Annotated in this window: 23 protein-coding genes and 1 pseudogene; 4 read left to right on the top strand and 20 right to left on the bottom strand. The window is 38.1% G+C overall.

The window, feature by feature from the left end; all coding sequences use genetic code 11:
• Window positions 1-22: 22 nt before the first annotated feature.
• The 7 genes from SAY88_RS20940 to SAY88_RS20910 form a co-directional block, all read right to left on the bottom strand.
• Entirely contained in the window at window positions 23-334 is a 312-nt protein-coding gene (locus tag SAY88_RS20940; protein WP_332634084.1) for a hypothetical protein, read from the bottom strand.
• 278 nt (window positions 335-612) lie between these two features.
• Window positions 613-849, bottom strand: coding sequence for a small acid-soluble spore protein Tlp (tlp, locus tag SAY88_RS20935; protein ID WP_332634083.1), 237 nt, complete (start codon window positions 847-849; stop codon window positions 613-615).
• 73 nt (window positions 850-922) lie between these two features.
• On the bottom strand, window positions 923-1,342 hold the full coding sequence (locus SAY88_RS20930) for an acyl-CoA thioesterase (protein WP_332634082.1): 420 nt from the start codon (window positions 1,340-1,342) through the stop codon (window positions 923-925).
• A 22-nt stretch (window positions 1,343-1,364) separates the two neighbouring features.
• The gene (locus tag SAY88_RS20925; protein ID WP_332634081.1) at window positions 1,365-3,701 is read right to left on the bottom strand and encodes an AAA family ATPase; all 2,337 of its coding nucleotides are present in this window, start codon (window positions 3,699-3,701) and stop codon (window positions 1,365-1,367) included.
• Window positions 3,702-3,818: 117 nt separating this feature from the next.
• Window positions 3,819-4,748 (bottom strand): DMT family transporter, encoded by a 930-nt coding sequence (locus SAY88_RS20920; RefSeq protein ID WP_332634080.1) that lies wholly within the window; start codon window positions 4,746-4,748, stop codon window positions 3,819-3,821.
• Between the two features lie 89 nt (window positions 4,749-4,837).
• On the bottom strand, window positions 4,838-6,436 hold the full coding sequence (locus tag SAY88_RS20915) for a copper resistance D family protein (protein WP_332634079.1): 1,599 nt from the start codon (window positions 6,434-6,436) through the stop codon (window positions 4,838-4,840).
• Window positions 6,433-7,017 carry a copper resistance CopC family protein gene (locus SAY88_RS20910; RefSeq protein ID WP_332634078.1) on the bottom strand — a complete coding sequence of 195 codons (585 nt, stop codon included), beginning with the start codon at window positions 7,015-7,017 and terminating at the stop codon, window positions 6,433-6,435. The genes SAY88_RS20915 and SAY88_RS20910 overlap by 4 nt, the downstream gene beginning before the upstream one ends.
• Before the next feature lie 226 nt (window positions 7,018-7,243).
• Between SAY88_RS20910 and SAY88_RS20905 the strand changes: the two genes are divergently transcribed.
• Complete coding sequence (locus SAY88_RS20905) at window positions 7,244-7,873, top strand: TVP38/TMEM64 family protein (protein ID WP_332634077.1); 630 nt, start codon at window positions 7,244-7,246, stop codon at window positions 7,871-7,873.
• A 53-nt stretch (window positions 7,874-7,926) separates the two neighbouring features.
• Here the strand turns inward: SAY88_RS20905 and SAY88_RS20900 are convergent, their stop codons facing one another.
• From SAY88_RS20900 to acnA, 7 genes are all read right to left on the bottom strand, one after another.
• Window positions 7,927-8,385, bottom strand: a complete 459-nt coding sequence (locus tag SAY88_RS20900; RefSeq protein ID WP_332634076.1) for a VanZ family protein — start codon at window positions 8,383-8,385, stop codon at window positions 7,927-7,929.
• A 165-nt stretch (window positions 8,386-8,550) separates the two neighbouring features.
• Window positions 8,551-8,691: an acid-soluble spore protein N gene (locus tag SAY88_RS20895; protein ID WP_332634075.1), complete on the bottom strand. Its 141-nt coding sequence runs from the start codon at window positions 8,689-8,691 to the stop codon at window positions 8,551-8,553.
• A gap of 47 nt (window positions 8,692-8,738) precedes the next feature.
• Window positions 8,739-8,879 carry an FbpB family small basic protein gene (locus SAY88_RS20890; RefSeq protein ID WP_332634074.1) on the bottom strand — a complete coding sequence of 47 codons (141 nt, stop codon included), beginning with the start codon at window positions 8,877-8,879 and terminating at the stop codon, window positions 8,739-8,741.
• A 57-nt stretch (window positions 8,880-8,936) separates the two neighbouring features.
• Window positions 8,937-9,656 carry a DUF421 domain-containing protein gene (locus tag SAY88_RS20885; protein ID WP_332634073.1) on the bottom strand — a complete coding sequence of 240 codons (720 nt, stop codon included), beginning with the start codon at window positions 9,654-9,656 and terminating at the stop codon, window positions 8,937-8,939.
• A 134-nt stretch (window positions 9,657-9,790) separates the two neighbouring features.
• A complete protein-coding gene (locus SAY88_RS20880; protein ID WP_332634109.1) occupies window positions 9,791-9,973 on the bottom strand; it encodes a DUF1657 domain-containing protein in 183 nt (60 codons plus the stop codon).
• Between the two features lie 40 nt (window positions 9,974-10,013).
• A complete protein-coding gene (locus SAY88_RS20875; RefSeq protein ID WP_250096286.1) occupies window positions 10,014-10,157 on the bottom strand; it encodes a hypothetical protein in 144 nt (47 codons plus the stop codon).
• 141 nt (window positions 10,158-10,298) lie between these two features.
• Window positions 10,299-13,013 carry an aconitate hydratase AcnA gene (gene acnA, locus SAY88_RS20870; RefSeq protein ID WP_332634072.1) on the bottom strand — a complete coding sequence of 905 codons (2,715 nt, stop codon included), beginning with the start codon at window positions 13,011-13,013 and terminating at the stop codon, window positions 10,299-10,301.
• Window positions 13,014-13,304: 291 nt separating this feature from the next.
• On the opposite strand from acnA, the gene sspO reads away from it, so the two are divergent.
• Window positions 13,305-13,439, top strand: a complete 135-nt coding sequence (gene sspO, locus SAY88_RS20865; RefSeq protein ID WP_250096284.1) for a small acid-soluble spore protein SspO — start codon at window positions 13,305-13,307, stop codon at window positions 13,437-13,439.
• Between the two features lie 129 nt (window positions 13,440-13,568).
• Here sspO and SAY88_RS20860 read toward each other — a convergent pair whose 3' ends face one another.
• Window positions 13,569-13,721, bottom strand: a complete 153-nt coding sequence (locus SAY88_RS20860) for a hypothetical protein (RefSeq protein WP_332634071.1) — start codon at window positions 13,719-13,721, stop codon at window positions 13,569-13,571.
• 109 nt (window positions 13,722-13,830) lie between these two features.
• On the opposite strand from SAY88_RS20860, the gene SAY88_RS20855 reads away from it, so the two are divergent.
• A complete protein-coding gene (locus SAY88_RS20855) occupies window positions 13,831-13,962 on the top strand; it encodes a small acid-soluble spore protein P (RefSeq protein WP_332634070.1) in 132 nt (43 codons plus the stop codon).
• Window positions 13,963-14,030: 68 nt separating this feature from the next.
• Here SAY88_RS20855 and SAY88_RS20850 read toward each other — a convergent pair whose 3' ends face one another.
• The 3 genes and pseudogenes from SAY88_RS20850 to SAY88_RS20840 form a co-directional block, all read right to left on the bottom strand.
• The gene (locus SAY88_RS20850; protein WP_431308902.1) at window positions 14,031-14,492 is read right to left on the bottom strand and encodes an acyl-CoA thioesterase; all 462 of its coding nucleotides are present in this window, start codon (window positions 14,490-14,492) and stop codon (window positions 14,031-14,033) included.
• Window positions 14,493-14,545: 53 nt separating this feature from the next.
• Window positions 14,546-15,937: an L-seryl-tRNA(Sec) selenium transferase gene (gene selA, locus SAY88_RS20845; RefSeq protein WP_332634068.1), complete on the bottom strand. Its 1,392-nt coding sequence runs from the start codon at window positions 15,935-15,937 to the stop codon at window positions 14,546-14,548.
• A 54-nt stretch (window positions 15,938-15,991) separates the two neighbouring features.
• Window positions 15,992-16,183, bottom strand: a pseudogene (locus SAY88_RS20840) (Rdx family protein); the annotation flags it as partial.
• 179 nt (window positions 16,184-16,362) lie between these two features.
• On the opposite strand from SAY88_RS20840, the gene selD reads away from it, so the two are divergent.
• Window positions 16,363-17,412, top strand: a complete 1,050-nt coding sequence (gene selD / locus SAY88_RS20835; protein ID WP_332634067.1) for a selenide, water dikinase SelD — start codon at window positions 16,363-16,365, stop codon at window positions 17,410-17,412.
• Between the two features lie 53 nt (window positions 17,413-17,465).
• On the opposite strand, the gene SAY88_RS20830 is transcribed toward selD, so the two are convergent.
• Window positions 17,466-18,191: a hypothetical protein gene (locus SAY88_RS20830; protein ID WP_332634066.1), complete on the bottom strand. Its 726-nt coding sequence runs from the start codon at window positions 18,189-18,191 to the stop codon at window positions 17,466-17,468.
• A 218-nt stretch (window positions 18,192-18,409) separates the two neighbouring features.
• Window positions 18,410-19,144, bottom strand: a complete 735-nt coding sequence (gene phnC, locus SAY88_RS20825; RefSeq protein ID WP_332634065.1) for a phosphonate ABC transporter ATP-binding protein — start codon at window positions 19,142-19,144, stop codon at window positions 18,410-18,412.
• Between the last annotated feature and the right edge of the window lie 172 nt (window positions 19,145-19,316).

Raw genomic sequence — 19,316 nt, 5'->3', positions numbered from 1 at the left:
TGTTATTATAACCATGAAATTGCTATTGTTGGAAGTCGTGCCCTAGATTGGATAATTGTTCTTCCAAGCCTTCTTTTCTTAAAATCTCTTTTTGCCTTTCTCCAAGTAAATCAAAATGCGGATACTTGTCCCTGCGATGAATCCATTCCGGCTTTAACCCATACCGAGCTCCCCAACTTTCAAGCTTAGAAATATCGGCACAAGCTACTTTTGTAACAGACGTACAACCTGGAAAACGTTCGTCTATCCAGAAGTGAGTTAAAAAAGCAATCTCCCCTTGCTCAGCTAGCTGCTTCCACTCAATTAGAGTTCTTCTTTTTAATCCAAAAGCCATACATGATCACCTTTTAGAATTGTTTGAGTTGATTATAGCACACCATTTCCCCTCTTTACATCGATCAACCTCTTTAACAAATTGGACCTATAAGTCGAATTTGTGTTAACTTCCGAAGTAAGACCCTATTCAAACCATTAAAAAATATTTCTTGTTAGATAAATTGACATAGTAAATTAAGTTGCTTTTGTCTCTTTGCTTTCTGTTTTCCTTATCTGTCATTAACACATACAAGAAAATCGCTTGGAAAACTATTCCCAAGCGATTTCTACATGCAATTATTGCTCGTCTTGATACCCGTTTTGTCTTGCTTGCATTTCATCAGCCATTTCAGCTTCAAATCCTTGAATGCTTTCCTTGCGGCGTTCATTCTTCTCTCTCACAGATTTTTTCTGAGCCTCTGTCATATCTGTATGAGCAACTGATTCCTCAGCTGCCTCAATATTATGCTCCGTGTTTTCTTTCATTTGTTGAAGCTTTTCTGCGTTGTCATTACGGTTATCTGGTTTAGCCATGTTCATTACCCCTTTTATTGAAATAACTTGCAAGCTTAGTATGGATAACGAATGTAGGCTTATTCACCTTGTTTTATTTTTTCTTAATTTCTTCATATTTTTGAAACCAGTCTGGAAAAGCCTTTTTAAAAGCAGTTGGCTTGAACGTTTCTTTCTTAACAATGATATGAGTCGTTGAACCTTCTACACAAATTTCATCTTGTTCATTAACTATAGAGTATCCATACACTGTTTTTAAGCCGTCATTTCCTTCTACCCACGTTTTGACGAACGCTCGATCACCATAACGAATTGGCTTTTTGTATGTAGCGGTTACGTCGTATACCGGTGCAAAAAAACCCGCTTCCTCCATCCCTACATAGCTATAGCCCACATCCTCTATTAAGCCACCACGACCAAGCTCAAAATACTTTAAATAATTTGCGTGATAGATCACCCCCATCATGTCCGTATCCGCATATAGCACTTGAATTTCTCTTGTAGATATAAACAAATGTAAACCTCCCCGAAATATGTTATATTCCTTCTTTTCGTAGCCTCTCAACGTCTTCTTGCTCAATCAAAGTTAATTGCTCCAAATTCACCTGATCAATTTCAACGAGCCGTAGTGATTGAATTTGTACGAGCCGGTCAAACAGGTCCATAGCATAGCGTCCATTTCCAGAGTGCCCCTCTTCAGTCAATTGTTCTTTTAACAAATCTTTTGCATCATTTGTCAGACGATAACCCGTTTGGTCAGCACGCCTTTCAATCATTTGAACTAACTCTGATTTGGAATAGTCATCAAAATGAATATGTTTCTTAAACCGTGAACGAAGTCCAGGGTTGCTATCTAGGAGACGTTGCATTTCATTCCCATATCCTGCTAATACGACAACAAGGTTTTCTTCATGTTCTGTCATTTCTTGCACAAGTGTATTTACTACTTCTTTTCCAAAGTCTCCTTGTCCCTCAGCTAATAGTGAATATGCTTCATCGATAAATAAGACTCCACCTAAGGCATCCTTGATAATTTCTTTTGTTTTTTGCGCAGTTTGTCCAACATATCCTGCGACTAAATCAGCGCGAGATACGATTTCGACATGTCCTCGTTTCAACAAACCGATTTCCTTTAACGACTTTGCATATAGCTTTGCCACTGTCGTCTTCCCTGTTCCAGGGTTCCCAGTAAAGACAGAATGTACCTGAAGGGGTAATGCTTTAAGACCATTTTCTCTTCGCACCTGTTGAATTTGTACAAATGAAGTAAGCTGTGTCATTTCCTTTTTTACTTGCTCAAGACCAATAAGTTGATTTAACTCGTTTTTAGCTGATTGACCACTTGATTGATCGGCTTCTTCTTTAAAATCACCTGCCTGCAGAAGAATAAAGTCTTCCGTTTGTGGGTGTTCTAAAGACATCGTAGATCCTTTTTGAAAAATAGCATCTAAAATAATATTTTTCACTGCTCTTGCATTACCAAATGATTCATCAACTTGTGCTTTCTCAATCCGTTTCCGACACTCCTGCTTTGCTCCACTCGTTAAGATATAATCATTATCTGTAGCTATTTTTTCAGCAATTTGAAGCAATTCAGTTATTGTGTAGTTCTCTATTTCTATTTGGTTTTGATCAGGGAATCGACTTCTCAAACCTGGGTTTGAACGTAAGAAGGTTCGCATTTCATCTGGATAGCCCGCCAAGATGACGGCAAAGGTTCCTGCATACTTTCCACTTGTCATAGCTGAGACGAGCGTGTCAATGGCCGTCTGACCATAATCATTGCCGGCTGCTCCAGCTCTTTTTAAGCTATATGCTTCATCAATAAATAAGACTCCGCCTGCAGCACGCTCAATCGCTCTTTTTGTATTTTCTTCCGTTTGACCCACATAAGCTCCTACGAGTTGAGTACGGTCTACTTCGTACACTTCATCACGCTCTAATAAGCCAAGTTCATAATATATCTTAGCCATCAACCTTGCCAAGTGCGTTTTTCCTGTCCCTGGATTTCCCGAAAGGATCATATGTAAGTTTATACCATCTTTTGATTGAAACCCTTGACGCAGACGTTCTTTTTGATAATGCAAAAATTGGTAAAGCTGTTTCACTCTATCCTTCACATCATCTAACCCTATCAATCGGTGTAATTCATCTAACGCTGTCTCTTGTTCTTGAACTACCTTTTTTGAATGAAAAAGCTCCGTCCATGCTTCCTTAACTTGTTCAATCTCTTTTGTTGCTTGAAGAATTTGTTTAAATTGTGCAGCTGAATAATACACGCCAGTTAACGAGTTTGCATATTCAGCTGTAGCAGACTGTATCGTTTTGAACGGTTTTTGTAAATTATCAAAAAAGCGAATAACCTGCTCAATTTCGCGCAAACGATCTGGGTCCTCAAGATAAGTAAGGGACGTTTTAACAACCTGCCATTGGCCCTTGTACTGATCTACATATTGAAAAAAAGTTTCAGCAATTTGATGGTATTCATGTGCTGTCTTTTTCTTAGCAGAACCATGGTCGGTTTCCCGAATAGGAGGGAATTTGTTAGGAATTGGAATACAATATAAAAACTCATAGAATGCCTCAACGTTTAATTGATGGGCTAACGCATTCGTGTGATCTAGTTCTAATGCCTCATCCACCCAACGCTCTACTAAGTGGTCAACCTTCTGCACTCGTTTGTACCTAGTATGAGCAAGCAGAGCAAGCAATTTTGACCTGTACTGTTTCGTCTTTTCGTCATCTTCACCATGTGTGTGATCAAATTGTTCAAGAATTTCCCAAGCTTTTCCTTCATGGAACACTTCCTTTCCATGTTCCATTCGGTTAAGCCACATTTCTATTTGTTCGTTCGTCCAGCGATCTCGTAACATATTTACACCACTTTCTAAAAAACGAAGCACTAAAATAGTTATAGACTAAACCTATTTCAGTAATTTTCGATTACTAAGGGTTTGCCCCAAAAATCACATTCTTCAATTTTATCATTATTATCCGGTCTTTGCATGTTTGATGTGACCTTCTTTTCTACGTTTCACAGATGTTCCAACGTATACTCCTGATAGAACAAAGAAAGCTCCTATTATTGTCGCTACAGTTAACTTTTCACCTAAGAAGATTGTAGCCATTAACACAGCTGATACAGGCATAACATTGATAAAGATTGAGGCTTTCGCTGCACCGATCTTTTGAATTCCATAGTAATAGAGAATGAAACCTAGAACTGTCACAAATACACTCATATGCGCAATTGCTAACCAAGCCGACCATGTACTTGCTGCAACATGCTCCCATGGTTTCTCAAACAATGAAAAAGGAAGCAAGAACAACGTACCAAATCCTACTGCATACGTCGTTGAGACAATCGAACTGTACTTTCTAAGAACAATCCGACCAAGCACACTATACAAAGCCCACGTTATTACTGCTCCTAACAAGATGAAATCAATAGGTTCAAATTGAAAACGAACCAATGCCATGATATTTCCTTCTGTAATAATCGTCACAACTCCAGCAAATGCAAACAAAAGTCCAATGATGTTTCTTTTCGTGATCGTCTCTTTTAACACGATTCCTGATAAGAGCATAATAAGCATTGGGTTTGCCGCAATGAATAAGGAGCTTTTAATCACTGGCGCATGCTTACTTGCTAAAAAGAAACATATATTATAAATGGCAATTCCGGTTAGTCCGAGCAATGCAAACATTCCCCAGTCTTTTCTCGTTGGTTTCGGAATATCTTTTTCCACTAGCCACATAATTGGAAACAAAAGCAACACAGCTCCAAAGAAACGTAAAAAGGATATCGTTGCAGGCTCAAAACTTTCAATAGCAATTTTCCCAGCAATAAAAGCACTTCCCCACGTACTTGTCGCAACGGTTAACATTCCATAGACCACCCACTGCTTTTTTCTCTCCATTTTCTCTTCTCCTTTTTATTTTCCATTGTACTCCTTTATTTCGATAAGCGAAATAGCATTTTGAAAAAATGGAAGAAAGTTTACAGCCGTTAGTGGCAGTAAACTCCTTCCTCCATCACATTTCGTGAATATGTTTCAATTACTTGACCATTTTCTGCTAGGAAATCTATCGGATGTTGATCAGCCCAATTCTCATTACTAGATACAACATTTAAAAATGTTTGTTGTTCTAACTGGGCAATATATGAACCACCTTCATAGTGAATTTGTACTCTCGCCACGTCAATTGGGTCTTGAATCATACCAAACGTGACATATGTGTGTGCATACCGATCATCATGCCAGTTTCCACTTTGAACACGAAACGTTCGAATCTTTTGTTTTTCGTCAACAACAGCCGTTCCACCAATCGTCAACATAGCAGCCGGTAAACGTTTGTACCCGCCAGCAACATGGATGACTTTTTCAGCTACTAAATCATGTTGATTAACTGTATATACGACGTAAATCTCTTCTTCGTGTTGTTCTGTAACTAATACTTCAATCTTTGCATCTTGCTGATACGTTTGTGAAACAGCTTCTTTGATAGATGAATATACCGTTTCATCCTGCTCGTATCCTCCAATTTCTATACTAAACATCAATGTTAAATAAAGTAATACAATACTTACCGCAAAAGCATATACAGATTTTTTTACATGTAATGACTTAATTAGAATCCATGTCGCATAAATAAAAACGAAGAAACCAATAAATAATAAGCTAATCGATAAGATTGAGACAGACAAGGTAATAGTGCCAATGCTTATAGGTACTGTGAGAAAGAGCTGCATCATTGGTGAAACAGATTCAGTTTGAAGCGTCTGTGCCACTTCATGTGGAGGAGTTTGTTCGGTCATAAACGCTGAGACTCCAAACACCAACAACGCAATTATTGATTCAATTCGAAATGACTTCGTTACCTTTACCTTGTCAACGGCATTACGCATCCCTAATAAAAAATGATGTAAGCCAAATACCAATAGTGGCAAGAACAATAAATGTTTTATTAACAATAACTGACCATATGTTAATAACCAAGATTGAACATATTCAGGAACAATCGCTGCCATAAGCATGAACCCAGAGGCAATGATAATAGCAACAGATGCAAACGCTACGGCAGAAAACCAACGTGTAAACAATCTCAGGTCTTTCCAATCAGAGGCAAACCAACCAACAACGGCTAAGGTACCGATCCATATAGAAACAGCAACTAAATGAAGTATGTTTCCAAAAAAACCAAACACCCCCGCAACTGCTGCACCATGACTTGACCAACTAGCTAAAACAATGAGAAGTAAGACTAATAGGACTGCTATCCATGATCCCTTTAGGTTTGTAAAGTATGCAAAGAGAATGATCGCAATAATAGAAGAAAGAACAAAGGCTTGACCCGTTGAATATTCTAATACAACCGTGCCTATTGCTTCAAAAAGCGGCACGGAAAATTGATTATAAAGAATTAGTACAACTCGAATAACTGGAACAAGCAGAAGGACCGGTATGAAAATTATTAAGCCCTTCAACAAATTCTTAGGTTCTAATAGGTTAGGTCGATATTTGTTCGGAAGGGCGTAAAGGAATAAGAAGCCCATTAAGAGAGAAAAGCAAGTGTAGAGTAACACATTCGAAATTGAATCAATCATTTACGAAGCCTCTTGATTAGTAATAGTAGGCTAACTAGCACAGCTATAGCACCAGTAATAACGATTGGTAATAGGAATCGCTCCATTGAAGACTCCACTACGACCTCGTCATTTTCAGCCACATTAGGCTCATCCACTACGTCCGTTGTTGTTTCTTCCTCATCAATGGCCACTTCATCTATTTCTGTCTCTGTAGATTCTTCCATTGCCTCTTCTTCTATCTCATATTCTAATACTTCAAAAGAGATACTTCCTTTTGTCTGGTGAGTATCTTCTCCTAAAGCTCTCCACTCTACTACATACTCACCTGGCAACAGAGGCTCTACTAGAAAGATCGTCAAATCAGGACTTTCAACGTCAATATTTTCTACTTCAATCTCTTCACCATCTTCATTATAAACCGTAGCGGTACTGACTCGTTCTATTCCTGCATTGAAGTGAAGCACAATTTGTTCAACTGCCTCTTCTATTACTTCCCCATCACCTGGTGTAGATTCTGTAACATAGGAATGGGCTGCTACATGGAGAGGAAACAAAAGTAATGCCATACACATAACGAATAACCATTTCATTTTTTTCATATTTATTCCACCCTTTTTCCTAGTAATCCTGTTTGTTTTTCCTATTTTAGCAGATAAGTACTTTATCGAAAAGAGAAAATGATAGGCGTTTTACTAATGATAGCCTAAACTTTAACAAGGCTAACCACCACAGTATATTAAAAAAGGTTCATGAAAGTGACAAAAGAAACCGAGACAAATTTACACACAATATGAGAAAATAAACGGTGGAGAAAGGAAGGTTGAAATGAGAAAAAGTTTTGTCTTTATAGGTTATTTATTAATTGCTGTTTTGATGTATTTATATGGAGAGTCACTGCTCCAGTGGATACGCCAAGGCGGTACTGAATATATGTTAGTTACATCAATTCTTGCTACATTCTTTGCATTGTTTCCAATCATTCCATATCCAATCATCGGAGGTGTACTTGGTGCAGCTTACGGCCCAGTAGCTGGGAGTTTAATTACATGGATTGGGTCATCGCTTGCTTCGATTATTATGTTTGTATTTGTCAGATACGGATATCAGGACTGGGGAAAGAAATGGCTGTACCGTTATGAACGGTTATCTAAAGTTACCGTCCTTTTTGAACGAAATGCGTTTATTACCATTTTCTTAACTAGGCTTATCCCTGTAATCCCATCGATCATTGTTAATATCTATTCTGCCTTAAGTCGAGTTTCCTTTATGCGCTATAGCATTGCTTCTTCCTTAGGCAAAGTGCCATCGATGATATTGTTCGCAACTGTTGGAAACACTCTTGTGACAAACCCCAGTGATTTACTTTATATTACTGTTTTTTATGGATCCTTTTTATTGATTGTATATTTCTTCTTTCGTTTATTTAATCGATATACTCCACAAGTGAGAAAATAAAATAGGCGGCCATGATTGAACTTCTCCCTTTTAGAGAATCAACCGGCCGCCCTTTATGTATGAATATATACCGTTCTTCGTTTAACCCATCTTATTATTGAGAAAATGAATAAACCTATACTCGTACCCAACGTGTTTAAAATTAAATCATCTACATTTGCAACCCTTTGAGTAAAAAGAAATTGGCTTACCTCAATAAAAAATGAAATAGAAAAGCCAATCCCAATCATCACACCGAACCGACGTGCCTTGGACCAAATAGCGGGTAAAAGAAATCCTAATGGCATAAATAAGACAACATTGCCAAGTAATATTCGGATAGGATCTGCCAATTGGGGGCTAAAAACAGCGATACGATATATACTCCGAAATGGAATTAAGTTATAATTTCTACCTCCTGGTCCGGCTGGTCCTAGGGAAGCTCCATAATTCCACGCAAATAGTGTTACATAAAATAAAGCAATTAAGTAACAGAGAAATAACGTAGTAAAGATTAATTTTTGATGTCTCATGTTTTACACTCCCCTGCTGACATCATTCCTACTCCATTATTTCGTTTATACACCTATATGACAAGCAATTTTTATCGACAACTTTCTTCAATGACAATTTCCATAATATTTCGAAATATTAACTATATAAAATCCCTCAGAAATTAATCTGAGGGATAGTAGTTATTATCCTTTAGGAGGAACGTAATTAGGCTGTTCGTTGCTTTTTTGAGCCATTTTTTTCCCATTATTTGCCTTGGACTTTACAGGTTGTGTACCTAAATGGTCAGGTCGAAACTGAGCGAAATGTGACTTTGTGCTTTTCATAAGTAACCCCTCCCTATCAATAGGTTACCTCTAAAAAGCATTCCTATTCATATCTCCACTTGATTAACAGACGTTCTTTTCCGCTCCCACTTTTCTTCCAAACGATCTAAAGCCTCTTTATCTCTTAGCAACTTTTCTTTATTTTCTCTAACTAATTCTTCAAATGATAATTTTCTGACTCTTCTCATGACAAAACACTCCTTTAACTTTTTACCATTGTGGCTAAAAAGAAGTGTTTTTATACATTAGGATTCAGTGCTATTTGATTTAGGACTCGTATAAATCTGACCTGTTTCATCAACGGTCATTAAAAAGATCTCTCTAGGGTTTGCAAAGCCATGTTTGTGTACTTGTTCTCTAAGCCATTCTAAAGTACCAAACTTTTCAACATTTGCATCAATAATTCTTCCATCTTCAATTAAAACAGAGGAATATCCTTTCGAAGGCACATTCATTTGCATATCTTTAGGAGTGACACTTTCATAATTTGTTTTTTTAATTACACTGATTGAACCATTCATCTCCAATATCGCATAATCGACTTCGTTCAAATCGCTCGCATTATTTAATCGTAAGTCCATCAAAAAGGCTTCTAACGTAATTTTAGCTTTTCTCAACTCCTTATGTAGAATTTTTCCTTTTTCCATTAAGATAATCGGTTCATCCTCAATGACTCTTCGAAATCGCGGTGCTTTTAAAGCGAACAAAGATAGGGATAGATGTAATCCAGCAATCATCGCTGCAGCTCCAACAGGCCCTGCTAGAGGAAGCTCTCCATCCGTTAATGGCTCTCCTAAAATATCACCAATAACAACACCAAAAATAAAGTCAAGCGCATCAATGGAGCTCATTGAACGCTGTCCTAAAACCTTAACGATAAGAAAAATATAAAAGTACACAATGATGGCTCTAATCATATGACCGTAAACCGGCAATCCTTCAGCTCCTAGCCAAAAGTCAAACAATCTAAACTCCTCCGTTCTTCCTCTCTTTTACATGGTGTAAAGAGGTTGCCTCATAAGTATCTCTGCTTCGTAATGGGACACATGATATGCTAGACATATCAGCTGAAACTTATTTTTGAGACAACCTCTATTTATTAGGGATTCGATTGCTTAAATTGTGGTTCTTCTTGCAAAATTTGTTGATATCTACCTTCAAGTAATGTAAGTATGTTCTTTTGCTGCTCTGCTAAATCCTCGAACAACTGTTTCGCCTGTAGATTCTCTGTTTCAAGAGAGAATTGCACTAAGCTTGATTGAACGCTTTGCGCTGATGCAATTGCTTGTTACATTTGTGTTTGAACAGTCATCTTATCCCTCCTAGGAACGTTGATTTCGGTTCATTTTCTGTGCTTCTTGCTCAGCGTATGTTTCATATCCAGTTTCAGGATGATTGTCTTTTCCATGTTTTTTAGCGTTATTGTTTCTTTGCGCGTTTGCATTTCCTTTTTTCTGACGACCCATCATATCTACCTCACTTTCCTTATTTATCAGTTTTAATATGCACAAGTTTTTGTTCTATATTAGTGATAATTTGAAAAGTATTTTGTTTAAACAGCAAAAGACCTTCTCTTACCCGAAGGTAAAAGAAGGTCTCTAATTTTTTTAATTTGCAAGCTTGTTACGAAGAACCATTTGTAGGATACCGCCATGACGGTAGTAATCCAATTCCACTTCACTATCAAAGCGAACAAGTACTTCAAACTCAGTTTTCTTGCCATCTTTATCAGTTGCAACGACTTTCACCATTTCACGTGGCTTTACATCGTTTGTAATTTGAACATCGAATGACTCTTCTCCAGTTAAACCTAAAGATTCAGCACTATCGCCATCTTTAAATTGAAGTGGAAGAACACCCATAAGAACAAGGTTACTACGGTGGATACGCTCATAGCTCTCAGCGATAACTGTTTTAATACCAAGTAGATTTGTACCTTTGGCAGCCCAGTCACGAGAACTTCCCATACCGTAATCTTTACCAGCTAGAATAGCTAAGCCAGTACCTTCTTCTTTGTATTTCATTGCCGCATCATAGATTGATGTCACTTCGCCAGTTGGCCAGTAAGTTGTGTAACCACCTTCTGTATCAGGAGCAATTTGGTTACGAATACGGATGTTTGCAAATGTACCTCTCATCATAACCTCGTGGTTACCACGACGTGAACCATAAGAGTTGAAATCTTTAGGCTCAACACCTTTAGAGATTAAGTACTTACCTGCAGGTGTATCCTTGCCGATTGCACCAGCTGGTGAAATGTGGTCAGTTGTTACTGTATCACCAAATTTACCGATGACACGTAAAGCTGATAATGGTTTAATATCTTCTGGATCTGGAGACAGATTTTCGAAGAACGTAGGATTTGCAATGTAAGTTGAATCAGCATCCCACTTATAAAGAGCATCATCAGTTGTTTCAATTTCATTCCAACGTGGATTACTTGCAAATACGTTTTCATACTCACGGCGGAACAGCTCAGGTGTTACTGTTTCTTGAACAACCTTCGCGATTTCGTCTGCTGTTGGCCAAATATCATCAAAGTATACATCCTTGCCATCTTTATCTTTACCTAATGAATCATTTCTTAGGTCGATATCGACAGTTCCTGCAAGTGCATATGCAACAACTAATGGTGGTGAAGCAAGGTAGTTAGCTTTTACTAATGGATGAATACGTCCTTCAAAGTTTCGGTTACCTGAAAGAACTGAAGTAACAGTTAAGTCATTAGCTGAAACTGCTTCTTCAATTTCATCTTCTAATGGTCCCGAGTTACCGATACATGTTGTACAGCCGTAACCAACGATATTGAAGCCAAGCTTTTCCATGTATGGAAGCAATCCAGAATCCGTTAAGTAACCAGTTACTACTTTAGAACCTGGTGCTAATGAAGTTTTTACAAACTCAGGAACCTCAAGACCTAGTTCAACTGCTTTTTTCGCTACAAGCCCTGCTCCAATAAGTACGTATGGGTTAGAAGTATTCGTACAGCTTGTAATTGCGGCAATGGCGATTGAACCAGTATTCATAACTGCTTCACGGCCATCTTTGAAGCTAACTTTTACTTCTTTATTAAATTCATCTTCTGATAGGCCTAAACCTTGTGTCCCTTGTGGTGCAACAACTGCATCACGGAACGATTTTTGCATATCAGAAAGTGGAACAAGATCTTGTGGACGCTTAGGACCAGAAAGATTCGCTTCAATTTCAGAAAGATCCACTTCTACTACACTTGTGTAAGTAGGATCTGGAGTTTCTCCAGGTACGTAGAACAATTCATTTGCTTTAGAATATTCTTCAACTAATTTGATTTGCTCTTCTGAACGACCTGTTAAACGCATGTAGTTTAGTGCTTCAGCGTCAACTGGGAAGAAACCACAAGTTGCACCATATTCAGGAGCCATATTTGAAATTGTTGCACGGTCAGCTAGTGGCATTTCAGCAAGACCAGGACCGAAGAATTCAACAAATTTACCTACTACTTTCTTTTCGCGTAGTACTTGTGTCACTTTTAATGCTACGTCTGTCGCTGTTGTTCCACTTGGAAGTGAACCAGTGAATTTAACACCAATAACATCAGGGACAGGGAAATAAGATGGTTGTCCAAGCATTCCTGCTTCCGCTTCAATACCACCTACACCCCAACCAAGTACGCCGATACCATTAATCATAGTTGTATGAGAATCGGTACCTACAAGTGTATCAGGGAAAGCGATTGTTTCGCCATCTTGTTCGATAGCGTGAACAACATTCGCAATATACTCAAGATTAACTTGGTGAACGATACCTGTTGCAGGCGGTACAGCACGATAGTTATCAAATGCTTTCTTTGCCCAGCTCAGGAATTGGTAACGCTCTTCATTACGTTGGAACTCTAAATTCATATTGAAATCTAAAGAATCCGTTGTACCAGCTTTATCAACTTGTACTGAGTGGTCAATAACTAAGTCTACTGGAATTTCAGGATTGATTTGATCTGGGTTACCACCTAGGTCAGCCATAGCTTTACGTAATGAAGCAAGGTCTACTACAGCAGGTACACCAGTGAAGTCTTGAAGAATAACACGAGATGGCTTAAATGGAACATCGATCTCTTTTAATTCATTTGTTCCCCACTTCGCTAAGTTTTCAACATGCTCTTCTTTAATTACATAACCATCATATTGGCGAAGAACTGATTCTAGCAATACCTTTACTGAATATGGTAGTTTTGTTACATTGCCTAGACCAGCATCCTCTAGTGCTTTTAAAGAGTAATAATTAATCGTCTTTCCATCCAAAGAAAAGGATGTTTTTGCTTTGAATACATCATTTTTCGTTGACATATGTATACCCTCCCTTTACAAGACTATCATACCGCAAACTGTAAAAATTGTCTAAATCAGACCGACTAGACTGTCTATTATTATGAAGAAATAGAAAGCGCTTAAATGATTCGACAAAACAGTCCCTCTTTAGAATATCAAAACTTGTGTGAAGAATAAATGATTTTTTAAAAAAATTCTAAAGTTAATTTCCAAAAGTGGAAAAACTCTTTTTCTGAGTAACACCCTTGCTAACTATCTTGTATAAACCCAGTTACAAACACAAAACCTACAATAATGGGAGGTGGAATTATGGCGAAGCAACAACCAGATGAAAAAGACAAAAGAGTACTTGACTATAATGCGCAACACCAGGAAGAAACAGCCAATGAGCCTTTAACAACAATGGAACGCCAGCACAACAAAAAGACGAAGAAGCGTCAATAAGAAAGGGGGTGTCTCAATAGGTCTGTTTTTGACCTATTGAGACACCCCTTTATTTTTAAAAAAGAGGGGATTTCTCATGCGAAAGTCCCCTTTTTTTGAAAATCTGCTAAAAAAAATACTGATGTAAACTTACTCATCAATATCATCTATGTTTTTATTTTTGTCTTTTCTTTTCGCACCGAAATCTGCTTCATGAGCGTTAATATTCCCAACTGCTTTTCGAGCTTTCTCAACTGCCTTACGCCCAGCTTCAACTATTTGTTGCTTACTGGAGAGCTGCATGTTCTCCCCCCTTTGACAAAGCTCAGTTTTAGGGTGTGAAAAACAACGTCTAATATTCGTATACATCAGCCATTTCCAGTTATACTACATCCGAGGAGGGATGTTAGCGATGACAGAGAATAATACTTATAAAGACCAACGTAGAAATCAACCAAAAAACTCTGGGCAGCCTGAACCTTTGAGTGGTTCGAAAAAAGTAAAGAAAAGAAATCAAGTTAGTCAAACGAATGGTGAAGGATAAACTGTATATAGCTAATAAGAAAGGGGACGAAAAAAGGAATCCCACCTTTTTTCGCCCCCTCGATAAGCTTACTCCCTTATTTGATTTAATCTTTCCTTTCGAGTTTGTCTTCTTTTATTTCTTTGTTCAAATCGCTCTACAGCCCCTTCATAATGCCACCTTTCCTCTTCTGATTCAGGAATAACAGGAGGGACACTGGTCGGTTTCCCCTCGTTATCTAATGCAACAAACGTTAAATAGGACGTGGCTGTTAACCGCTTTTCCCCAGTTAATAAATTTTCAGCCTCAACTTTTACATACACTTCCATTGAAGTCTTTCTTGTATACGTAATAAAACCTTCCAAGCATATTGCTTCTCCTGTTCTAATAGGAGAGATAAAGTCCAAGCTATCACTTGAAGCTGTTACGACCATAGCACGTGAATGTCTCATGGCTGTAATGCTCGCAACCTTGTCTACATAAGCCATCACATTCCCCCCGAAAATGGTTCCATGATAATTTGTATCAGGAGGTAACACCAAGTCTGTCATGACCGTTTTTGATTCCGATGCGCGTTTTCCTTCCACCTTGCTCTCACCTTTCGCTATTCAAATTCTTTTAGACGCCTATGTAAATCTGCAAATTCATGCTCCTCTATCGTACGAAAGTCCAGAGCAATTTGGTCTTCTATAATTCGTGCTACAACAGCAGGGGTCCCAAGTCTTAGCTGATTGTGAAGAGCCTGTGCTGAATGGTTACTATTTGACAGCAATAGCAATGCAGTATCGAGCGTGACATCAGGCATCGTCCCACCACCTACTTGAGATACATCCGCCCTTACCCTCGCGGTCCAATAAGGAGATAAATCAATCGAAAACTTTTCAATACGAGAGAGGATCTCATCTTTTTTCAATAAAATAGATTTTAACGTAGGCAAAGTTTCTTTCACCATTTCCTCATTAGCATAATCTTTCAATGTAGCTTCTAAAGCCGCAAGTGTCATTTTATCGACTCGTAATACACGTGCAAGCTGATGTTTCTTTAACTTATCTATCCACTTTTTCTTCCCTGCGATGATGCCAGCTTGCGGCCCCCCTAAAAGCTTGTCTCCACTGAACGTAACAAGGTCTGCTCCTTTGTTTAACGCTTCTATTACCGTTGGTTCATCCCCGATTCCATCTTTTCTTAAATCATAGATGGCTCCGCTTCCTAAATCTTCATAAAGCAATACATCATGAGCTTTTGCTAATGGTTTAAGTTCTGCAACCGTGACATCCTTTGTAAAGCCGATAACCTTAAAATTACTCGTATGTACTTTCATAATCATTGCAGTTGCTTCACTAATAGCATGTTCATAATCATAATAATGCGTCTTATTCGTCGTTCCAACCTCTACCAAATGAGCACCACTCTCTTCCATAATGGATGAAACTCGAAACGAACCCCCGATTTCAACTAATTCACCACGTGAAACAATGACATCTTTCCCTTTAGCAAACGCCTTTAACACTAAATAGACAGCTGCAGCGTTGTTATTAACGACCATGGCTGCTTCTGCTCCGGTCATTTCCTTGACAAGTTCTTCAATTAATTCATGCCTGGAACCACGTTTGCCTTGATCAAGATTATATTCTAGATTGGAATATGAATAAGCTGTCTCAACTACTTGTTTAATCGCTTGCTCACTTAAACGTGCTCTACCTAAGTTTGTATGTAATACTGTTCCTGTACCATTTATAACACGTTTTAATTTATATGTTGAATGATAACTAAGACGATCTGATAATCGTTTAAAAATGATATCTGAAAATCTTATCGAATCGTTTTCCAAGGGAAAGTCTCCTGCAAGTAGTTCTTTCCTAATATCAGCAACCGTCTCTTGTAACCACTCTGTTAACTTCACTTTGGACACACTACTTGTTTCAAGTAACTGTAAAAAGTTCTGGTCTTGTTGTAATTCATGAATCGCAGGTATTTGTCGTAATAATTGACGCATCTTACTATGAACCACCCTTCTTCAAAAAAGGGCGACTCATTCGTCACCCCTTATTTATTCAGCCATCTTTTCCATTATATCAATTACTTCTTTAGGGTCAGGAAATGATCCTGTTTCCTTTTTGGAGTAAACCAATTGATCATTGACGGTTACTTCAAAAACGCCACCGCCACTTGTTACTAATTTTACCTCTTTCACTTTTCCACGAAAGTGATCAAGTAGCTCGTCCGTGAAACTCACGGCTTTTGGTGCGTAATTTCACATCATACAAAATTCTACAGATACTTTGAATTCCATGTTTGAATCAAACTCCTTTACTTTGGTTTCCTCTATATTGTAGGATAATATGATGAACGATGCAAAAAAAATGTTTATTAAACACAGACTAATATGTGTTCCAAAGTAAGATAAGGAGGTGTCCTAAAATGGACAAACAAGAACAAATTCGTTTAACTTCTTTTTCAACAAAAGCTGGTTGAGGCTGCAAAATTGGTCCTGAAGACCTGACGCAAGTTTTGCGTCATTTACCAAAACAGACACATGATCCTAATTTACTTGTAGGTTTAGATACATCTGATGATGCCGGTGCATACCGATTGACAGATGATTTAGCAATGATTCAAACTGTCGATTATTTTACACCTGTTGTTGATGATGCATATATGTTTGGCCAAATCGCTGCAGCTAATGCCTTAAGTGATGTCTATGCTATGGGCGGCAAGCCAACAACAGTAATGAACATTGTTGGTTTTCCAATCAAGAAGTTACCACCCGAAACGTTAGCAGACATTTTACGTGGAGCAGCAGATAAAACAAAAGAAGCAGGAGCCATCATTGTTGGTGGGCACTCAATTGATGACCAAGAGCCAAAATTCGGCTTATCTGTTACAGGTCTTGCACACCCTGATCGTATTTTCAAAAATGTTGGTGCTAAAGCTGGTGATTTCCTAGTATTAACAAAGCCAATTGGTGTTGGAATTTTAACCACAGGGATTAAACGCGAAGCCGTAACAGCAGATCAAGAAAAAGCTGTTACTGAAACGATGGCTCTATTGAATAAACAAGCCGCAGAGCAACTAGAAGGGTTACACCCAAATGCTGTTACGGACGTAACTGGTTTTGGACTTTTAGGCCATAGTTATGAAATGGCCAATGGAAGTGATGTAACTTTTGAACTTGAGATGGAGCGAATTCCAATGCTTGAGGGGACAAAAGAACTCGCTGAAAAAGGAGTTGTTCCAGGAGGCTCAAAAGCAAATGAGCGTTGGCTCGAAGGCTGTGTGGACTATTCACCAGACATTACAGAGGTAGAAAAAAGCATCCTCTGTGACGCAATCACATCAGGTGGACTGCTTATCAGTTTACTTCCTGATGAAGCAAGACGTTATGTTGAATCTATGCAAGCAACAGGTGCTCATGCGTCTATAATAGGTGTAGTTACTGAGAAAAATGACAAGCCTATTATTGTGAAGTAATAAAAAAACCACCCCAGTTTGGAAATAAACTGGGGTGGTTTTTTTATGCCTTGTTACTCTTTTTCGACTGTTTTGACTAACGCTTTATAACCAGAACGAGTTAAATTGTGATCATCATCAATATAGTTGCTTTTTTTCAACGCATTTATCGTATGCTCGCTTAACCTCGTGACAATGGCATACACTTCATCATTAAGAGCTGCAATCGAAGAGTGTTGAATGTTTTCTTGCTCTAGGGAAGCCGCGATTTCTTTAATAGGGTCTTCTTTGATAAAATACTTCTTCGTTTCAAGCAAAGCTGTTTGAAGCTTCCCCTTAACAATTAAGAGGTCTTGCATCGTATTAGATCTTTCTGATTCTTTTTCTTTAATCTTTTCACGATACGATTGCTTTTCTAAATCATCTAAATCCGCCTTTGAAAAAAGTTCCTCCAACAATTGAGTACGATCTAGATCTATTTTCTCAAGTGCTTCTTCTTTTTCAATTACAGCTTTCTCAAAAATCTGTGTTTGCTGCTCCTCGATTCTTTCTGGTACAGGCGGGTTTGCTTCTGCTTTTGGTTGTGCTGCAAGATTATTTATTTTTTTATTCATTACATAGGCAAACCCGACTAAAAATAAAATAACAAACAATCGAAATAATTGCTCATACTGAATAATGGAATAAATCGCTATAGCACCAACGACTAGACCAATAAGTTTAATACCTTTATTTAGTGATGATTTTGATTGTACAACATCATTAACTTTGGCTCGTAATTGCTTTTGTTTTTGCCGCATGTCGCTTTCTCCTCTTCTTGTTTCTAAACCCAATAACGTACTAACCGATATTTTATCACAAACAACACATGCTAATAGATCTATTTTTTATTCCACATACTATAAAATATTTGGTAATTAGAAATCCATCATGAGACTTCAGACCTAAAAACCACCTTTTAAAAGTAGAAAGAACCCACTATCATAAGGAGGGTTTTCTGTATATTGACAAGAAAGAATTATTGGTAGACTTCAGCAAAAATATGATCGTCAACCTCTTTTGGTTTCCCATCAAAAATTAATTGACCATCACGAAAAGCGACGATTCTTGTAGCAAACTCTTTCGCTAAATTGACATCATGGATATTAATAATAGAAAGTAATTCACGTTCTTCATGAATTCGTTTTAACAGTTCAAAAATTTTCCTTGATGTTGTTGGATCCAAGCTAGCAACAGGCTCATCTCCTAATAAAATCTTTGGATCTTGTAGTAAAGCCCTTGCAATTCCTACTCGCTGTTTCTGTCCTCCACTTAGTGCCTCTACCCGCTTATGAACATGCTTTTCCAATCCAACTTCTTTTAATGTATCTAATGCTCGCTTTTGTTCCTGTTCAGAAAAAAGTCCGAGAATATTTTTATATGGAGGTCGCTTTCCAAAAGAACCTGTTAATGTATTTTGCAATACAGTCATTCTCGGGATTAAATTAAAGTGTTGGAAGATCATAACCATATCTGAGCGAACCCTTCTCATCTTCCCTTCCGAGAGGGTTGTCAAGTTCGTCCCTTCCCACATAATTTGCCCTGCAGTTGCTGACTGCAAACGATTTATTGTGCGAATAAACGTCGATTTCCCTGCACCACTTTTGCCAAGCACACAAACAAATTCTCCCTTCTTAAACGTCAAATTGACATGGTCAAGGGCATTCTCATCTGTTTTAGGATAACGTACAACTAAATCTGCAATTGAAAGCATAATGCTCACTCCTCCCGAGTTCATTCAAAAAGGAAGATCGCCTTTTTGAATGGCTTCACTGTTCTTCAGCTCTATAAGGATATTCGCCATTGTATGTAACTGTGCGAACATGCTGCGATGGCTCCTCTCGTTGCACGCCTGTTAGGAGAAACCCACTCCTAACAGCCTTAAA

Origin of the sequence: Halalkalibacter flavus (assembly GCF_036663575.1) — a bacterium.
In the GTDB taxonomy this organism is placed as follows: Bacteria; Bacillota; Bacilli; order Bacillales; family Bacillaceae_D; genus Halalkalibacter; species Halalkalibacter flavus.
The sequence above is the reverse complement of the archived record's forward strand: the minus strand, read 5'-3'. Positions and strand labels throughout refer to the sequence as shown.